Source organism: Streptomyces diastatochromogenes (genome assembly GCF_002242805.1).
Classification (GTDB): Bacteria; Actinomycetota; Actinomycetes; order Streptomycetales; family Streptomycetaceae; genus Streptomyces; species Streptomyces diastatochromogenes.
Genome location: NZ_MCGQ01000016.1, coordinates 1 through 17,209 on the forward strand (window position 1 = coordinate 1; position 17,209 = coordinate 17,209).

General features: G+C 68.9%; 15 protein-coding genes and 1 pseudogene. 13 read left to right on the forward strand and 3 right to left on the reverse strand.

Annotated features, from left to right (window positions below; translation table 11 throughout):
- Nucleotides 1-3 precede the first annotated feature (3 nt).
- The 11 genes and pseudogenes from BEK98_RS50060 to BEK98_RS19525 all read left to right on the forward strand — a co-directional run.
- The coding region (locus BEK98_RS50060) for an MMPL family transporter (RefSeq protein ID WP_244201901.1) at nt 4-478 on the forward strand (475 nt) is incomplete at its 3' end.
- A 2-nt stretch (nt 479-480) separates the two neighbouring features.
- A pseudogene (locus BEK98_RS19480) lies at nt 481-1,968 on the forward strand (MMPL family transporter); the annotation flags it as partial.
- Between the two features lie 15 nt (nt 1,969-1,983).
- On the forward strand, nt 1,984-3,171 hold the full coding sequence (locus BEK98_RS19485) for a sensor histidine kinase (protein WP_094217865.1): 1,188 nt from the start codon (nt 1,984-1,986) through the stop codon (nt 3,169-3,171).
- The gene (locus BEK98_RS19490; protein ID WP_094217866.1) at nt 3,168-3,833 is read left to right on the forward strand and encodes a response regulator; all 666 of its coding nucleotides are present in this window, start codon (nt 3,168-3,170) and stop codon (nt 3,831-3,833) included. The genes BEK98_RS19485 and BEK98_RS19490 overlap by 4 nt, the downstream gene beginning before the upstream one ends.
- 3 nt (nt 3,834-3,836) lie before the next feature.
- Nucleotides 3,837-5,018 carry a sialidase family protein gene (locus tag BEK98_RS19495; protein WP_094217867.1) on the forward strand — a complete coding sequence of 394 codons (1,182 nt, stop codon included), beginning with the start codon at nt 3,837-3,839 and terminating at the stop codon, nt 5,016-5,018.
- Between the two features lie 130 nt (nt 5,019-5,148).
- Nucleotides 5,149-5,469, forward strand: coding sequence for a PadR family transcriptional regulator (locus tag BEK98_RS19500; RefSeq protein WP_094217868.1), 321 nt, complete (start codon nt 5,149-5,151; stop codon nt 5,467-5,469).
- Complete coding sequence (locus BEK98_RS19505; protein WP_094217869.1) at nt 5,466-6,311, forward strand: hypothetical protein; 846 nt, start codon at nt 5,466-5,468, stop codon at nt 6,309-6,311. Before BEK98_RS19500 ends, BEK98_RS19505 begins: the two co-directional genes overlap by 4 nt.
- A 304-nt stretch (nt 6,312-6,615) precedes the next feature.
- Nucleotides 6,616-7,395: a hypothetical protein gene (locus tag BEK98_RS19510; protein ID WP_143684136.1), complete on the forward strand. Its 780-nt coding sequence runs from the start codon at nt 6,616-6,618 to the stop codon at nt 7,393-7,395.
- Entirely contained in the window at nt 7,392-7,979 is a 588-nt protein-coding gene (locus BEK98_RS19515) for a hypothetical protein (protein WP_094217871.1), read from the forward strand. The genes BEK98_RS19510 and BEK98_RS19515 overlap by 4 nt, the downstream gene beginning before the upstream one ends.
- Nucleotides 7,979-12,673 (forward strand): putative T7SS-secreted protein, encoded by a 4,695-nt coding sequence (locus BEK98_RS19520; protein ID WP_094217872.1) that lies wholly within the window; start codon nt 7,979-7,981, stop codon nt 12,671-12,673. The genes BEK98_RS19515 and BEK98_RS19520 overlap by 1 nt, the downstream gene beginning before the upstream one ends.
- 19 nt (nt 12,674-12,692) lie before the next feature.
- The gene (locus tag BEK98_RS19525) at nt 12,693-13,013 is read left to right on the forward strand and encodes a hypothetical protein (protein ID WP_094217873.1); all 321 of its coding nucleotides are present in this window, start codon (nt 12,693-12,695) and stop codon (nt 13,011-13,013) included.
- 409 nt (nt 13,014-13,422) lie between these two features.
- On the opposite strand, the gene BEK98_RS19530 is transcribed toward BEK98_RS19525, so the two are convergent.
- Nucleotides 13,423-14,319 carry an RpnC/YadD family protein gene (locus BEK98_RS19530; protein WP_094217874.1) on the reverse strand — a complete coding sequence of 299 codons (897 nt, stop codon included), beginning with the start codon at nt 14,317-14,319 and terminating at the stop codon, nt 13,423-13,425.
- Complete coding sequence (locus BEK98_RS19535) at nt 14,319-14,723, reverse strand: ATP-binding protein (protein WP_094217875.1); 405 nt, start codon at nt 14,721-14,723, stop codon at nt 14,319-14,321. The genes BEK98_RS19530 and BEK98_RS19535 overlap by 1 nt, the downstream gene beginning before the upstream one ends.
- A 202-nt stretch (nt 14,724-14,925) precedes the next feature.
- Between BEK98_RS19535 and BEK98_RS19540 the strand changes: the two genes are divergently transcribed.
- Both BEK98_RS19540 and BEK98_RS19545 read left to right on the forward strand, forming a co-directional pair.
- Nucleotides 14,926-15,777 carry a helix-turn-helix domain-containing protein gene (locus BEK98_RS19540; protein ID WP_094217876.1) on the forward strand — a complete coding sequence of 284 codons (852 nt, stop codon included), beginning with the start codon at nt 14,926-14,928 and terminating at the stop codon, nt 15,775-15,777.
- 2 nt (nt 15,778-15,779) lie between these two features.
- Complete coding sequence (locus BEK98_RS19545; RefSeq protein WP_094217877.1) at nt 15,780-15,980, forward strand: DUF397 domain-containing protein; 201 nt, start codon at nt 15,780-15,782, stop codon at nt 15,978-15,980.
- Between the two features lie 27 nt (nt 15,981-16,007).
- Here the strand turns inward: BEK98_RS19545 and BEK98_RS19550 are convergent, their stop codons facing one another.
- Nucleotides 16,008-17,129 (reverse strand): PP2C family protein-serine/threonine phosphatase, encoded by a 1,122-nt coding sequence (locus BEK98_RS19550; RefSeq protein WP_244201902.1) that lies wholly within the window; start codon nt 17,127-17,129, stop codon nt 16,008-16,010.
- Nucleotides 17,130-17,209 lie beyond the last annotated feature (80 nt).

Here is a 17,209-nt window from a genome sequence, read left to right on the forward strand (position 1 = left end):
GCCCTGCTGGCCGTGGCGGGGCCGTTCGCCGCCAAGCTCGCCGACGTCCAGCACGACCGGGCGACCGACTACCTGCCCGCGTCCGCCGATTCCACCCAGGTGGCCAAGCTGCAGGACCGGCTGCCGGGCGGCGAGACCACCGAGCTGGTCCTCGTCTACCACCGCGCGGGCGGACTCACCGCCGCCGACCGGACGACGGCCGCACGGCAGGTGGCGACGATCGCCCACCGCCACACCCTGACCGCCACCCCGCGGGGCGTCCCGTCCGCCGACGGCACCACCCTGATGTACCCGGTCACCAGCAACGAGCCCGGCACCGACGAGAAGAAGCGCGATGCGCTCGTCGACGACGTTCGTCAAGTCGCCCATGAGCGGGGTGGGATGGCGGTCGAGGTGGGCGGTCCGGCGGCCCTCGCCACCGACGCGTCCGGCGTGTACGCCTCTCTCGGCGGACCCCTGCTCTACACGACGGTCGCCGNNCTGTGGCTGGTCCCGCTCGTCGTCGCCGGGCTCGCCGACTTCCTGGCCAGGGCCGCGGCCTACGCCGTCAACCAGGCCTTCGGCACCGCCGTCTCCGGCCAGAGCGCGGGCATCATGACGATCCTCGTCTTCGGCGCCGGCACCGACTACGCCCTGCTCCTCGTCTCCCGCTACCGCGAGGAGCTACGGCGCCACGAGCGGCCGTACGACGCCATGCGGGCCGCACTGCGCGGCTGCGGGCCCGCCGTGCTGGCCTCCTCCGGCACGGTCGCCGCAGGGCTGCTGTGCCTGCTCGCCGCCGACCTCAACTCCAGCCGGGGCATGGGCCCGCTCGGCACGGTCGGGGTGCTGTGCGCGCTGGCCGCGATGCTGACCCTGCTGCCCGCCGTCCTGGTGCTGCTGGGCCGCCGCGTGTTCTGGCCGCTCGTGCCCGCCTACGGCAGCACGCCCAAGGCCGCCCGCCGCTCGCTGTTCGCCGCGATGGGCTCCTCCGCCGGGCGCCGCCCGCTGACCGTCCTCGCCTCCGGCGCCGCCCTGCTCGGCGCGCTCGCACTGGGCGCGCTCAACCTGCCCGGACCGCTGAAGCAGCTGGACACCTTCGTCGACCGGCCCGAATCCGTCACCGCCATGGAGACCCTGGCCAAGGCCTACCCGCAGCGGTCCGCACAGCCCATCGAGATCCTCACCCCGGCCGACCGCGCCGACGCCACCCTCGCGACGGCCGAGGGCACCCGGGGAGTGGCGGGCGCGACGGAGGGCCGTACCGGCGGAGGCTGGACCGAGATCACGGTGACCGCGTCCGCGCCGCCCCAGTCCGCCGCCGAGACCGCCACCATCCAGGCGCTCCGGCACCGGCTCACCGGCTCCTACGTCGGCGGGCCGAGCGCCCAGCAGCTGGACCTGGCGGACACCAACGCCCGGGACCGGACGGTCGTCGTACCGATCGTGCTGCTCTCCGTGCTGCTGATCCTGATCGCCCTGCTGCGCTCCCTGGTCGCGCCGCTGATCCTGGTGGCCGCCGTGGTCGCCGTGTGGGGTGCGGCGCTCGGCCTCGGCGGGCTGGTCTTCGAGCCGCTGTTCGGCTTCCACGGCACCGATCCCGGCCTCGGCCTGCTCTCCTTCGTGTTCCTGGTCGCCCTCGGCGTCGACTACGGCATCTTCCTGATGCACCGCATGCGGGAGGAGTCCCTCAAGGGCGCCGAGCCGGCACAGGCCGCGCTGACGGCACTGCGCACCACCGGCGGGGTCATCGCCTCCGCCGGGCTCGTCCTCGCCGCCACCTTCGCCGTGCTGACCAACATGGGCCTGGTCCCGCTGGTCGAGCTGGGCTTCGTCATCGCCGTCGGTGTGCTGCTGGACACCTTCCTCGTCCGCACCTACCTGGTGACCAGCGCGAGCGTGGCCCTGGGGCGGTGGGTGTGGTGGCCGGGCCGACTGTCCAGGACGCCCGAGGTGCCGAGGAAGCGCACACCGGAGCCCGTGGCCTGACCCCCGTACCGGAAGATGAACCCCGTGCAGGCAACCATCAGCGCTCCCCGGCCCCGGCTCGCGGCGCTCTCTCCCGACCCCCTGCGGCAGGACGCGTACCTCGCCGCCGGCCTCGCCGCCCTGGCCTCCGCGGTCGCCGTGACCGTCGGCAGCGGACGGCACCCGGACGCGCTGGGCTGGGCCCTGCTGCTGGGCCTGCACGTGCCGCTCGTCTGGCGCCGGCGGGCGCCGCTGACCGCGCTGGCGATCATGATCCCGCTGATCGCGGTCTACCACCAGCAGGACTACAACCACTCCGCGCCGACCGCCGCCTCCATGGTCGTCCTCTACACGGTGGCGGTCACCAGCGGCCCCCGGCGCACGGCGGCCATCGGCTGTGCCGTCGTCGCGCTCATGGTGGTCCTGAAGATCGACGAGGGCATGGCCGGGCTCACGGTGTCCTTCCAGATCACCGGCTGGATCGTCTCCATGCTCGTCCTGGGCGGCTACATCCGCGTCCACCGGGAGAACGCGGCCGCCGCCCTGGAACGCGCCGAGCGGGCCGAACGCACCCGCGAGGAGGAGGCCCGCCGCCGGGTCGCCGAGGAACGCCTGCGCATCGCCCGCGACCTGCACGACCTGCTCGCCCACAGCATCACCCTGATCGGCGTGCAGACCTCGGTCGCCGCCCACGTCCTGGCCGCCGATCCCGGCCGCCTGGACCGGGCCGCCGTCGCCCAGGCCCTCGACGAGATCGCCGAGACCTGCCGCACCTCCCGGGGGGAACTCCGTACGACCCTGGACGTGCTGCGCGACCCCGGCTCCCCGGACGCCCGCGGCCCGCTGCCCGGCCTGCACGGCCTGGCCGACCTCGCCCGCTCGACCGTGGGCGCCCAGGTGAAGCTCACGGTCACGGCGGACGAGGTGCCGCCCGCCGTGGGGGCCGCCGCCTACCGGATCGTGCAGGAGGCGCTCACCAACGCCGTACGGCACGGCGGCCGGGACGACCTGACCGTGCGGGTGCGGGTGTACGAGGACGAGGGGACCCTCCGCGTCCACGTCACCGACGACGGCGCCGGCGCCGCGGACGGCACCCCCGGCTACGGGCTGGTCGGCATGCGGGAGCGGGCGCGCAGCGTCGGCGGCACGCTGGCCGCCGGGCCGCGCGAGGACACCGACGGCTTCGAGGTGACGGCCGTACTGCCGCTGGGAGGAACCAGATGAACCCCGTCCGGGTGCTGCTCGCCGACGACCAGACCCTGGTGCGGGCCGCGTTCGCGATGCTCGTGGAGTCAGCGCCGGACATGGTGGTCGTCGGACAGGCCGCCACCGGCCGCGAGGCCGTCGACCTCGCCCGCACCGAACGCGCCGACCTGGTGCTGATGGACGTCCGCATGCCCGACCTCGACGGCATCGAGGCGACCCGGCTGATCGCCGCCGACGAGGATCTCGCCGGGGTGAAGGTGCTGGTCCTCACCACCTACGACACCGACGAGAACATCGTGGACGCGCTGCGCGCCGGCGCCTCCGGGTTCCTGGTGAAGGACACCCGTCCGGGTGATCTGCTCGACGCGATCCGGACGGTCGCCGCGGGCGAGGCGCTGCTCTCCCCGGGGCCGACGGCACGGCTGATCGAGCGGTTCCTGCGCAGCCCCTCGGCGCCCGTGACGGGCGGCCCTGAGTGCCTGTCGGACCGGGAGCGGGAGGTGTTGACGCTGGTCACCCGGGGCCTCAACAACACGGAGATCGCCGAGGCGCTGGGGCTGAGCCCGCTCACCGCGAAGACCCATGTGAGCCGGATCATGGGCAAGCTCGGGGCGCGCGACCGGGCCCAGCTGGTCATCGTGGGCTACGAGTCGGGGCTGGTGATTCCGGGGAGCATGTGAGGCGTGATCCCGCTGAGCCGCGCGCTTCTCGTCGCCACCGCGTTCCTCACCCCGCTCACCGCCCTGCACCCGGCCCACTCCACGCCCGGCTGCGTCTCCTCCGTGCCGTACGTGGGCGGGAAGGGCGGCTACGCCACGTACCGCATCCCCGCGACCGTCGTCACCCGGCACGGCACGGTCCTGGCCTTCGCCGAGGGCCGGCGCACGAGCGCCGCCGACACCGGTGACATCGATGTCGTCCTGCGCCGCTCCACCGACGGCGGCTGCACCTGGGGCCCGCTGACCGTGGTGGCCGCGGGGGAGGGCGACACCCGGGGCAACCCGGCACCCGTGGTCGACCCGCGCTCCGGCGCCGTCGTCCTCGTCACCTCGTACAACAGCGGGGTCGTGACGGAGGACCAGATCATGCGCGGCGAGGTCACGCCCGAGCAGAGCCGCCGGGTGTTCGTCCAGCGCAGCAGGGACGACGGCCGCCACTTCACACCTCCGCGCGACATCACGGCCGAGGTGAAGCCACCGGACTGGCGCTGGTACGCGACCGGCCCCGGCCACGCCCTGGCCCTCACCCGCGGCCCGCACGCCGGCCGCCTCCTCGTCCCCGCCAACCACTCCACGGCCCCGCTCCCGGGCTCCCCGGACACCGGCCAGGGGCCCGGATACGACGGCGGCCACGCGCTCTACAGCGACGACGGCGGCCGCACCTGGCACCTCGGCTTCGTGGACGACACCTACGACGGCGGGACCAACACCAACGAGACCAGCGCCGCCCAACTCCCGGACGGCCGCGTGTACTTCAGCGCCCGCGACCAGTACGGCAGCGCCCCCGGCAACCGCCTCGACACGTACTCCAGCGACGGAGGCGCGACCCTCGACCGTCCCTTCCGCGTGCAGCACACCCTCGACGCCGTGCCGGTGGTCGAGGGCAGCGTCCTCCAACTCCAGGGCCGTGACGCCCCGTTGATGTTCTCGGCCCCCTCCGAGCCCACGGCCCGCCGAGCCATGGCCCTCTGGTCCAGCACGAACGCCGGCCACACCTTCACCAAGCTGCTCACACTCTCCGGCCGCCGCCCGGCCGCCTACTCCGACCTGGCCCAGCTCGGCCGGGGCACGGTCGGCCTCCTGTACGAGACAGGGGCGAAGGGGGCGTACGAGACCATCGAGTTCCGGCGGGTGCGGGTGCCCTAGGCGTGTCCTGAGTTCTGATCAAGGCGTGGATAGGGATGGGGAGTTGATCGAGCCGTTCTTGATCGATAACTACTACGTACTACGCAGTATCGTATAACGTAGTAGTCGGGAGGAACGAAGGAGGTGCCCGATGCCACGTCAACGGGACCGCGTCGGATGGGCCGAACCCGCGCTGCTGATCCTGGCCAGCCTGGCCGACGGCCCCAAGCACGGCTACGCGATCACCAAGGACGTCGAGGAACAGACATCCATCAGGCTGGGACCGGGCACGCTGTATGCCGCCATCGCGCGGCTGGAGGAACGCGGCCTGGTCGCGCCGCTGGACGAGGACGAGCGTCGGCGGCCCTACCGCATCACCGCGGAAGGCCAGGCCGTACTCGACGAAAAACTCCGGGCGATGGCCCGCTTCGCACGTACCGGGTTGACCCGACTGGGGGTAGCAAACGCGTGATCGACATGGCAGCCCGGCTGGCCTTGCGGGCATACCCTCCCTCGTTCCGGGAGCGCTACGGTTGCGAACTTGAAGCGCTGGTCGAGGACACCGGCGCCCGCCCGAGCGTCGTCGCGGACCTCCTTGTCGGCGCGCTGCGGGCATGGCTTCACCCGGTGATGCCCGATCAGTCCGCCGAACGGCACCGCCGCCGTATGCAGGCAAGCGTCGCCACCACCTGGGTCGCCTGGTGCGCCGCACTGTATGCCCTGCCGATAGTGAACTTCATCCTGTCCGAGGGACCTTGGCCGACTCCGGACCTGGTGCGCCGACTGCTCGACGTTGCGGAGTACGCCATGTACGGCGCTGGGCTCATCCTGCTGGTCGGTGCCCTCGCGCTCCTTGTGGAAACCTCCAGAGCCGGCGACTGGACCGCGTGGCGCCCGCTGGTGGTTCTCATCCCGACGCTGCCCACGTGGCTGATCGCGCCGTTGCTCCTGGCGTTCGCCTCCATCGATCCGATCTCCTATTGGGTCGGGGCCTTGGCGGTGCTCGGGCCGGCAGCGTTCCTCATTTCCGTGGCGGTGACGCCTGCTGTCGTCGTCACCCGGTGCCGACCATCTGCCAAGGTCTTGCGGTTGCTTGCCCTGTCCGGGGTTGCGGTGGCGTTCGCTGTGACGACGACAGGCATCGCCTGTGTTGCGGCGCTGATCACGAATACCGCTGACGCGGCCCAGCTGGTCACGATGCCCATACTCGCCGTCACTGTTGCCGCTTCCGCAGCAGCCCTGGTCAGCTCTGGTCGCGGAGCCAAGGCTGCGCTCCACAGGGAGCATCCGGTGGAACTTGAGGGTGACGTGTGAGTGACGCTGCGATGCTCCCGCTCCAGGGTGCGCTTCGAGTCCTCATCACGTGGCCGGCTCGGGACGCGGGCCGGATCTGCCAATGATCTCAACTGGAGACAGCCCCTAGCAGGTCGGCAGGAGACGCCTTCTGCCCGTGCTCCCTCCGAGACGGACGAGGTTGGGGCGCCAATTAACCGACTTTTGCCCATTGTTGATCGGTTGGGCGTTGCTCGCGTCAACCCACGCATGTGAGTGTTGAAGGTCGTTCACTGAGTGAAAGCAGTGAACGGAACAAGACACCACCGGTGAGGGGGAAGGCGCCGTGGGCAGCGCTGAGCCGACGGGATCGGCGGGGGCGACGGACGAGACCGAGGTGCATCGGCCCAGGTCGGCGCTGTCGGACATTGCGGAGCAGACGGTTCTGCACGCGAGCCGTGCACCATCGCCTCCGGCCGATGTCTCCTCTGAAGCTCAATCGCACCCGAAATTCGCCACATTCGCCATCGCGAGGCGTGCAGCAGCGGCGACGGAAATGACGGCCGGGCCTGCGACAACGGCCGCCCCGGAATCCGTAGCCGCCCAGTCGGCCGACCGGCACAACGCGCCACTCTCCGCGGAACAGGCCGTCCAACTCAGAATTCACCGGCGCCGGTTCCGTACGCGGCTCGGTGAGTTCCGGCGTCGTCGCGTCCTCGTCCCGTACGGGGAGAACGGTGCCGCCCTGACGGTGGAGATGCACGGGGCGCGGTGGCTGCTCGCGTTCACCGATGAGGCGGCGCTCGCGCGGTATGCGAGGGCGCGCGGGGAGGACGGCCGGACCTGGCGGTACCGGGCGGTGTGGGGTGCCGCGGTGCTGGACGCCGGTGTACCGGCGGTGGCGGGGACCGGGCTGCCGTGCGGGGTCTTGGTGGATGCCGGTGACGGCGAGCGGGGCCTGGTGCTGCCGCCGGTCGTCGGGATCGTGCCGGAGACGGTCGCGGTGGATCGGCCGGAAACCGGCACAGGCGGGGAAATCGGAACCGGAACAGGCACGCCTGGCGTGCTGGACAAGGACTCGGGCGCCGAGACCGCAGGACTGACGACGGGGGAGGGGCAGCAGTGACGTCACCGAGCGGGGGCGGGCAGCCGGATCTGCAGGTGCAGGGGCTGAAGTCGATCGCCGAAGGCATCAACAAGGCGCTGAGCGAGATGGATTCGCTGGGTGGGATGAAGGGCTGGGCGGGCGCGGGTCGCGGTTTCACCGGCCTGGAGATGGACGGCATGGACGTCGGCGACGACCAGCTGGGCGCGATGCTGCACACCTTCTGCGAGCGCTGGCAGTGGGGAGTGCGCGATCTGATGCAGGAGGGCAACGCGCTCGCGGAGGGGATGGGGCTGGCAGCCGGCACCTTCCACCAGACGGACGAGTACGTGAAGGGCTCGCTGAAGGTCGCCTACAACTCCGTGGTCGGAGATCCCTTCGCCTCCAACGACAAGGTGGAGAAGCAGAGCCTGGATCAGATCAACCATGCCGCACAGACGACGGGTTACGGCGAGAAGGACCGCGACAACCTGGTGAAGACCGTGAAGCAGACCGGGAAGGGCATGCTCACGGACGTGGAGACGAGTGAGGGCGCGCCGGGGAGCCCGATCCCGATCACACCGTCCATCGTGCGGGACGTGACGGGGACCGGTGACGGCAACTGATGTCTCTCACGGGGAAGTTCAACAGTGCCCTGGGGTCACTGAAGTCCGGCTACGACCACGTCAAGCGGGCAACGGGGCATGTCATCGACGAGGGCGCCCATGGCGTGGGTGACGCGCTCGACTGGGCCGGTGCGCACGGCGCGGCCGACAAGGTCGACGACTGGGGCGACTCCACCGCGTCCAAGCTGGGCGCGCATGTGGACGAGCAGCAGCTGGATGAGACCGAGGACCCGAAGGAACTGATCCACGGCAACCCGGCGAAGCTCCGCGAGACGGCGGGACATCTGCGGAACTTCGCGACGTCCTTCGGCGCTGTCGCGGCAGGTATGCAGCAGCTGGACTCGTCGGACTTCAAGGGCGAGGCCGCCGACGCTTTCCGTAAGAAGTTCGCCACGCACCAGGTCAAATGGCGTCAGGCCGCCGAGGCTTGCGGTGAGGCCTCCTCGGCCCTGGAGAACTTCGCGCACACGGTGGAATGGGCGCAGGCTCAGGCACGGGAGGCGGTGGCGAAGTACCGCGAGGGCAAAGCCGCCTCTCAGACCCATCAGCAGAATGTGCAGACGTACAAGGACGCCGTCGAGGCGGGCAAGAAGGACCCTGGACCGAAGCCCTCGGAACAGGACCCGGGCGACGAGGCCAAGCACGCGGCCGAGCAGATCCTGACCGCCGCCCGACGCCAGCGCACCCACCTCGCCACGGAGGCCGCCGACCGCCTCAAACACGCCCTGCAGCACGCCCCGCATGAGCCGTCGGCCCTCAACCAGCTCAAGCTCGACGGCGCCGACGTCCTGGACGCCGCCAAGACGGAGGACATGCGCTTCTTCGGCGGTTTCATGCGCGGCCTCGGCGACCTGAACAACCTGGCCCGCAACGCGAACCCGCTCGATCCGTACGCGGTCACGCATCCCTACGAGGCGCTCCAGGCCAAGGTGGAACTCCTGGGCGGCGCCGTCCACATGGTCACCCACCCCACTTCGACCGCTGACGGTCTGTGGAAGTCCTTCCTCGAAGACCCCGGCGGGGTCGGCGGCGAGCTCGCTCCCCAGTTCCTGATACCGGAGGCGGGGGCCGAGGGGGTGGCTGCGGACGGTGTCCGGGTTGCGGAGGACGGGGCAACGGGGGCCGAGGAAGCGGCGGCCGGTGAAGGCGGTGCGGCGGAGGGTGCGGGCGGGAACACTGCCCGCGGGGAGGTGGACGACAACCCGCAGGACCACTCCCGCCAAGAGAACGCCGTGGAGGACTGCGGCGATCCGGTCGACGTGGCCACCGGAAAGATGTTCCTGCCGCAGACCGACGTCCCCCTCCCGGGTGTGCTGCCGTTGGTCCTCAAGCGGCGGGTGGAGTCCGGCTACCACCTGGGGCGCTGGTTCGGCCCCTCTTGGTCCTCCACCCTGGACCAGCGTCTGGAGATCGACGCGAAGGGAGTCGTCTTCGTCACGGAGGACGGCCTGCTCCTGGCGTACCCGCACCCGGCCCCGGGCCTGCCCACCCTCCCGTCCCACGGCCCCCGCTGGCCCTTGGACCGCGTGGCCGACGGCTACACGATCACCGACCCGCACACGCTCCGCACCTGGCACTTCGCGGACCGGGGCGAAAACGTGGCGGTGCTGGAGCAGATAGACGACCGCAACGGAAACTGGATCACCTTCGAGTACGACGAGGAGGGAACGCCGCTGGCCGTAGTGACGAGCGCCGGCCAGGGCGTCCGCATCACGACGCACTCGGGCCGCGTGACGGCCTACCACCTGGCGGCGACCGGCCAGGAGCTGAAACGCTTCGGCTACACGGACGGCAACCTCACAGAGGTCATCAACTCCTCGGGGCTGCCCCTCCGCTTCACCTACGACGACTCGGGCCGGGTCACGTCCTGGACGGACACGAACGACCGCAGCTACACGTACGAGTACGACGAGCAGGACCGCTGCATAGCCCAGACCGGCTCCGCGGGCCACATGGCTACGCGCTTTTCCTACGCAGCACCGGACCCGGAGACGGGCCTGCGTGTGACCACGGCGACCAACGGCGAAGGCCACAGCAGTCGCTACCTGGTCAACGACGCCCGACAGGTCGTAGCCGTGATCGACCCGCTCGGCGCCGAGACCAGATACCGGCGTGACCGCTACAACCGCCTGCTGTCCCAGACGGACCCGCTGGGGCACACAACGACGTTCCGCTACGACGAGGCGGGCAACCTCACGTCGGTCGTCCGCCCGGACGGCCGTGAGGCGCGGGCTGAGTACAACGAACTCGGTCTTCTGGTGAAGATGGTGAATCCGGACGGCACGGTGATCCGGCGGGGATTCGACGAGCGAGGCAACCGCACGTCGGTGACGGACCCGGCGGGCCAGGCGACCCACTTCACGTACACGGAGGCCGGCCACCTGACGTCCGTGACGGATCCGTTGGGCAACACGACAAGCGTCGTGTGTGATCGTGCGGGTCTCCCGGTGCAGGTGACGGATCCGCTGGGCGCGGTGACGCGCTACGTACGGGACGCTGTCGGCCGCGCGATCACGATGACGGACCCAATGGGTGCGGTCACGCACCTGGAGTGGACGGTAGAAGGCCACCCGTCGAGCCGTACGGCCCCAGACGGCACGACCGAGTCATGGACATACGACGGTGAGGGCAACTGCACAAGCCACACGGATGCGCTGGGCGGCATTTCACGCTTCGAGTACACCCACTTCGACCTGCTGACGGCACGCACCGGCCCGGACGGGATCCGCTACGAGTTCGACCACGACAGCGAACTGCGTCTGACGAAGGTGACCAACCCGCAGGGCCTGACGTGGACGTATGGGTACGACGCGGCAGGCCGCCTTGCGACGGAAACGGACTTCGACGACCGCACCCTCACCTACACGCACGATGCAGCAGGTCGCCTTACCTCGCGCAGAAACGTTCTCGGCGAGGTGGTGTCCTTCGAGCGGAACGAACTGGGCCAGGTGACTCGCAAGGATGCGGTCGGCCAGGTTACGACGTACGCCTACGACTTCACGGACCAACTCGCTCAGGCCATCGGTCCGGACGGCACGACGCTCACGCTTCTACGTGATCGCTACGGCCGTCTGCACTCGGAATCGGTCAACGGCCGTACCCTGACGTACAAGTACGACGCGCTGGGTCGCTGCACCGGCCGCACGACCCCCACCGGAGCCACGACGACTTGGTCGTACGACGCCGTAGGGCGCCGCATCGGCATGACGGCCTCAGGCCACGCCATCGACTTCGCCTATGACGAGGCAGGCCGCGAGCTGTCCCGTCACATCGGCGGAACGATTGTCCTGGAGCACACCTTCGATACTCTGGGCTGCCTCACCAGCCAGTCGGTGACCGGAGTGGGCGGCCGAGCGGTTCAACACCGGGCGTACTCCTATCGAGCCGACGGCAACTTGATAGGCGTTGAAGACAGCCTCAACGGCTCCCGCCGCTTCGACCTGGACGCGGCGGGCCGGGTAACGGCGGTGCACGCGGCGAACTGGACGGAGCGCTACGCCTACGACGACGCAGGCAACCAGACCCAGGCGAGCTGGCCGACGGACCACCCGGGCCAGGAGGCAGTCGGAGCCCGCACCTACACAGGCACCCGCATCACCCGGGCCGGTAACGTCCGCTACGAACACGACGCCCTCGGCCGCATCACCCTCCGCCAGAAGACCCGCCTATCCCGTAAGCCGGACACCTGGCGCTACGAATGGGACGCCGAGGACCGCCTGACGTCGGTAGTGACTCCGGACGGCACCCGCTGGCGCTACACCTACGACCCACTGGGACGCCGTACGGCAAAACTCCGCTTGGTGCCGGACGGCGAAACGGTAGTCGAGCGAGTCGACTTCACCTGGGACGGCACCACCCTCTGCGAACAGACGACGAAAGCCCCGGAACTGCCGAACCCGGTCACGCTCACCTGGGACCACCAGGGCCTGCACCCTGTCGCTCAGACGGAACGCGTCACCACGGCCCATGCGCCCCAGGACGAGATCGACTCCCGTTTCTTCGCCATTGTCACCGACCTCGTCGGCACGCCCAGCGAACTCATCGACGAACAGGGCGACATCGCGTGGCGCACACGCAGCACCCTGTGGGGCACGACGGCGTGGGCGGCGAACAGCACCACTTATACGCCGCTACGCTTCCCTGGTCAGTACTACGATCCTGAAACTGGCCTCCACTATAACTACTGCCGTCATTACGACCCGTCGACAGCCCGGTACCTCACGTCGGACCCGCTCGGCCTGGAGCCCGCGCCTAATCCCGTCGCATACGTGCTCAACCCACATGCGTGGGTTGATCCGCTCGGCCTGACTCCCTGTCCGCCTCGTATCAAGGACGGCGGCTGGGACCTGAGGAACCACAATCCGCTTGACATCATTCCTGATGACGCCGAGATGCGAGTACTCAAACCGGACCCCAACGGTGGCGCACAAAAAGGGGTCGAATACAAGTGGAAGGATCCCGAGACAGGAAATACGGTTCGACTCAGGGTGCACGACAAGGACGGGACCGCCCCGGCGGGTTCGAATGCGGCAAACGGTGACGTCTATCGCATCTCGATCGGCGGAAAATATCAGGATGAGGCGGGGAACTTGTACCATCGACAGGTCCACAACCCGAACAGTCCGCACTATAATCCGGATGCGGCCAACGGTACGCACATTCCCTGGCCGAGCCAGTTCCCGCTACCGTATTGATCTAACTAGGTGTCTACACGTGAAATCCCTTGAATTCATCGACATGGTTCGCAAGGTCCTGGATGCCGAACCGGCTGTTCGGGAACGCGCCGCTGACGAAGTGACCGACAGGTTGAGCGCCTATTCGCCGGCCCAGGCTTCCGCGTTGGCAACGCTGCTTTCAGCCGCTGCGGCCTCCGAGGAGGATAATTCGGCGCTGGAGTCCGAACTCCACGCGATCCTCGAACTGATGTCGACTGGTCATGTCATCATGGGCCATGTCGCACCACTGCGAGAGATCCGGCTGGGGGAACTGCAGCCTGAACTCCGCGAGTACGTTAGCGACTTGCTTGAAGACTGAGAGGCATCTCGCACGCGAACAGAGAACGGGGATATCTCGATCGGTGACGCAGTGAGTATTGAAACGGTTGGGAATTCGCTACCGTATCCGCGTCGCTCCGACCGCACCCTCGTTCTTTCTTTGAGGCCCGCAATGGGGGATCCCGTCCTATGGAGCCGGCATGACTGGTCCCCTCGAATGCATGGTCCGGGGTACCAGCTCGAGGCATCGACAGACCACTGACGTCAGTGCGGACCGGTGGTCCCCGGGCAACACGGAAACTGTCCCGACCTGGGCGCCCTCGCCTGAGGCCACCAAGGTCTTCGCCCAGTCGGAACGGATAACTGCGCCGAACGCCCCCCAGTAGGAGGTCGACTCCCGCTTCTTCGCCGGTGATCGGCTCTGCGGAATGTCCTCTCACTCAATTCCGTCACCCTTCGGCGAACAGTTCCTCCGCGTCCGTGGCGTGTACCGCTCGCTGAGCCCAGCCCTCGAGCTGGTCCAGGTCCGTGCACGCCTCCACGCGCTCGCGGACCGCGTCTGTCACCTGAATGCCACGCCACTCCAGGATGTGGAGCACCATCTCGGCCTTGGCCTCGACCCGCCCCTGCTCCAGTCCCTGCTCTCGCCCCTCCTCGCGCACTTGCTCTGCGAGCGGGTGTCGCCAGAAGTACTGGATCGCCGTCATCAGGTCCCTCCACATCTGCTTCGCCTGGGGGTCGGCCAGGCATGAATCGACGAACTGCACGAAGACCGCGGCACTGTCGGGGTCGATGGTCCGCAGGGCGGAGGCCAGGGACTCCAGTATGGCTGCGGCTTGCGGGCCACGCCCGTGTGTCATTGCCGAGAGCACCGCAAGGGGTACATCCCGTTCCGCCTGCCGCTCGTCCACGATCACCGGGACGTTGTCCGGGCCCAGGACCAGGGGTCGTACCGTCAACGATTCCCAGCCCGGGAAACCCAGCCGGATCGGGCGGGACGCCCACCGTGCCGTAGCGCTGTTCTGCGTGACCACGATCAGCACCGGCTCGCAGCGGTACTTCTCGTGCAGGTAGGACAGGTAGTACGGCCAGCTGCCCTGTTTGCGGTCGTCCACCTTCCCCTGTGACTCGACCACCAGGAGATACGTCCCCTCGTCCGTCTCCGCCCGCAACAACGTGTCCACCCGCCGCTCGACCGGCTCGATCTCCGTCAGGTCCACGTTCAGCGCGGCGATCTCCCGCGGCTCGGGAAACGGCACGTCCAGCACCTGCTGTAAGGCCCGAGTCAGTAACGCCGGGTCCTTCTGGAAGATCCGGTGCAGCGCCTCGTGTGACGAGCTGACCATCACGCCGCCCCCAGCTCACACCACACGAACTTCCCCCGGTTCCCGAACCTCGCCGACGGCTGCCAGCCCCAGTAGTCCGCGCAAGCCCGGACCAGCGCCAACCCCCGCCCCTCCTCCAGCTCAGCAACCTGCTCCAACGGTCGCGGAGGCTCCGGCGGCCCGGGGTCCGTGTCCCACGCCCCGATCCACACGACTCCCTCCGGGGAGCGGCGCACCCTCAGCGCAGCCGGCCCCTTCGTGTGTCGTACCGCGTTCGAGATCAACTCCGTTGCGAGGAGTTCCGCCGTGTCCACCAGCCCGACCAGTCCGTGCAGCGTCAGGATCAGGCGCAGGGTGCGACGACAGACGGTTACGGCTCTGAGGTCGTTCGGGATGTAGAGCGTGTAGTCCCAGGTTTCAGGCATGCGTCAACTCCGTTCAGAGGGAGGGGATTTCACGCACGGTGGCATTGCCACAACCGTCATGGCAGGGCGAAGCGGTGCACTTCCGTTGCGTGTGCGCTTGGTCACTGACGGTAGGTCATAAATTTCATTCGCTGCAAGCGGGTCGCGTAACCTGACCCCGAACGAGGAGCCTCACCACAGCCGTTGAGGAAAGAAGGACGCCGTGCCAGCACGACGGCACCCCACAGCACGCCAGGTGCGTTTGGGGACCGAACTCCGGAGACTCCGCGAAGCCGCCGGGCTCAAAGCCACCGAGGCGGCCGGCCTCCTCGGGGTGAACTCCGTCCAGATGAGCCAGATGGAGTCCGGGGTCGCAGGGGTGAGTGAGCAGCGTGTGCGGCGGCTCGCCGCCAACTACGCATGTTCGGACGAAGGGTTGATCGATGCCCTGGCGGCAATGGCGACCGACCGCACGCGCGGTTGGTGGGAGGACTTCCGGGGAGTCCTGCCTGCCGCCTATCAGGACCTCGCCGAACTGGACCATCACGCGAGATTCCGCCATGACGTGGCGGTCATCCACGTACCTGGGCTGTTCCAGACAGAGGACTACGCCCGAGCCCTCTTTGCCTACCTGAACCCGGAGTTCCCAGACAGTGAAGTCGACCTCCGAGTGGAACACAGGATGAAGCGAAGGGTCGTCATCAACGGACCTGCCCCTATCCCGTACGAGACCGTGATCCACGAGGCGGCGCTCCGCATCAGGGTGGCCGGACGTGCAGCCTCACGGGCTCAACTGAACCGCATTCTGGAGGTGTCCGAGGCCGCCCATGTCACGGTTCGGGTCATCCCGTTCGGGCTGGATGACTTCGCGGGAGCGGGTAGCACCATGGTTCACCTGGGGGGAGCGGTTCCCCGGCTGGATACCGTCGTGCGCGACGCTCCGCACGGCACGGCGTTCGTCGACTCCGAAGCCCAGCTGGAGCACTTTCGAAAGCTGTTCCATAAGGTGAAGGGGGAAGCGCTGGCCCCGCAGCAGTCGCGCGAACTCATCCACCAGTTGGCCAAGGAGCTGTGAGCATGCCGACCCCATATATCTGGCAGAAGTCGTCCTTCTCCGGTGGAGGTGAGGGCAACGACTGCGTCGAGATCGCGGACCTGGACACCCACATAGCCATACGCGACTCCAAGACCCCAGCCAGAGCAACCCTCACCTTCCCGACCGCGGCCTTCACCCCCTTCATAGACGCCCTGAAGGACACTCGCCCCACGTCCACCTGACCCTGGCCGGGACGCAACGCCCGCCGATCAGAGGCTCGGGCGCCGCCGGGCGACGAGGGCGGCGATGTCGTCGTCGAGGGCGCCGCCGCTGTAGGCGATCAGATCGCGGTGGAGATGGTCGAGGAGCTGGTGGGGGGCGTCGCCGCTCCATGAGCGGACGCGTTCGGCAAGGGGGTAGAAGGTGCCGGACCGGTCGCGGGTCTCGGTGACCCCGTCGGTGTACAGCAGGAGCTGGTCTCCGGGGTGGAAGGGGGTGAGGTCGACGTGGTAACCGTCGCTCACCAGGTCGCCGAGGTTGAGTGGCGGCGAGGGGGCGGCGGGCTGCAGCTCCCGTACCTCGCCGCGGTGCAGCAGCAGTGGGGGAGGGTGGCCGCAGGTGACGGTCCGGACGACCGGTTCGTCGTCCGGGATCTCGGCGAGGAGCGCGGTGGCGAAACGTTCGGCGATCTCCGAGCCAGGGATCTCCGGGGTTTTGGAGGCGTTGCGGTTCACGCTCGTCTCCAGGCGGCATGCGAGGTGGGGTAGGTCGGGCGCGTCGTGGGCGGCCTCACGGAAGGCGCTGAGCAGCATCGCCGCCGCCTGCATCGCGAGCAGGCCTTTGCCGCGTACGTCGCCGATGAGCAGCCGTACGCCGTGCGGGGTGCGTATCGCTTCGTACAGGTCGCCGCCGATCCGGGCTTCCGCCGCAGCGGCCAGGTACAGGCTCTCGAGTGTGACGTGACCGAGGTGTCGTGGAATCGGATGCAGCACCGCCAGCTGGGCGGTCTCGGCCACTGAGCGGACCTGAACCAGCTGATGGGCGCGTCGGTCCAGCAGGCGGTTGAAGAAGACCGCGAATACCGCAATCGCCACGAGGGTGGCCAGCTCGGAGTAGGCGGTCGCATCCTGCAGCGCGTCGAAGTCGGCCATCAGGCCGACGAAGATGCCGCACGCGCCCACTCCGGTGAGCACGGTCCCCCACAGGGGCAGCAGTGCGGCGCCGGCGATCATGGCTGTGGCGAGGAAGGCATCCGGCCTGACAGCGCGGGGTGTGAAGAGGCCGATGAGCAGGCCGATGAGCAGCAGTAGAGCGGGCAGGAAGGGCAGCAACCTGCCCCGCACACCAGCGCTGTGCGGGACTCCGCGTTTCTCAGGAGACCTCGCCGTCATTTGGGTAATTTTATCGCTTCTCGCCCTGCAGTCCCTAAGCATCGCGTGAGCGGTGGTGACGCACAGGCATCACGGGGTGC

Coding starts and splice junctions, on each gene's coding strand:
- BEK98_RS19485 (WP_094217865.1), top strand. CDS start 1,984: ATGAACCCCGTGCAGGCAACCATCAGCGCTCCCCGGCCCCGGCTCGCG.
- BEK98_RS19490 (WP_094217866.1), top strand. CDS start 3,168: ATGAACCCCGTCCGGGTGCTGCTCGCCGACGACCAGACCCTGGTGCGG.
- BEK98_RS19500 (WP_094217868.1), top strand. CDS start 5,149: ATGCCACGTCAACGGGACCGCGTCGGATGGGCCGAACCCGCGCTGCTG.
- BEK98_RS19520 (WP_094217872.1), top strand. CDS start 7,979: ATGTCTCTCACGGGGAAGTTCAACAGTGCCCTGGGGTCACTGAAGTCC.
- BEK98_RS19530 (WP_094217874.1), bottom strand. CDS start 14,319: ATGGTCAGCTCGTCACACGAGGCGCTGCACCGGATCTTCCAGAAGGAC.
- BEK98_RS19535 (WP_094217875.1), bottom strand. CDS start 14,723: ATGCCTGAAACCTGGGACTACACGCTCTACATCCCGAACGACCTCAGA.
- BEK98_RS19545 (WP_094217877.1), top strand. CDS start 15,780: ATGCCGACCCCATATATCTGGCAGAAGTCGTCCTTCTCCGGTGGAGGT.
- BEK98_RS19550 (WP_244201902.1), bottom strand. CDS start 17,129: ATGACGGCGAGGTCTCCTGAGAAACGCGGAGTCCCGCACAGCGCTGGT.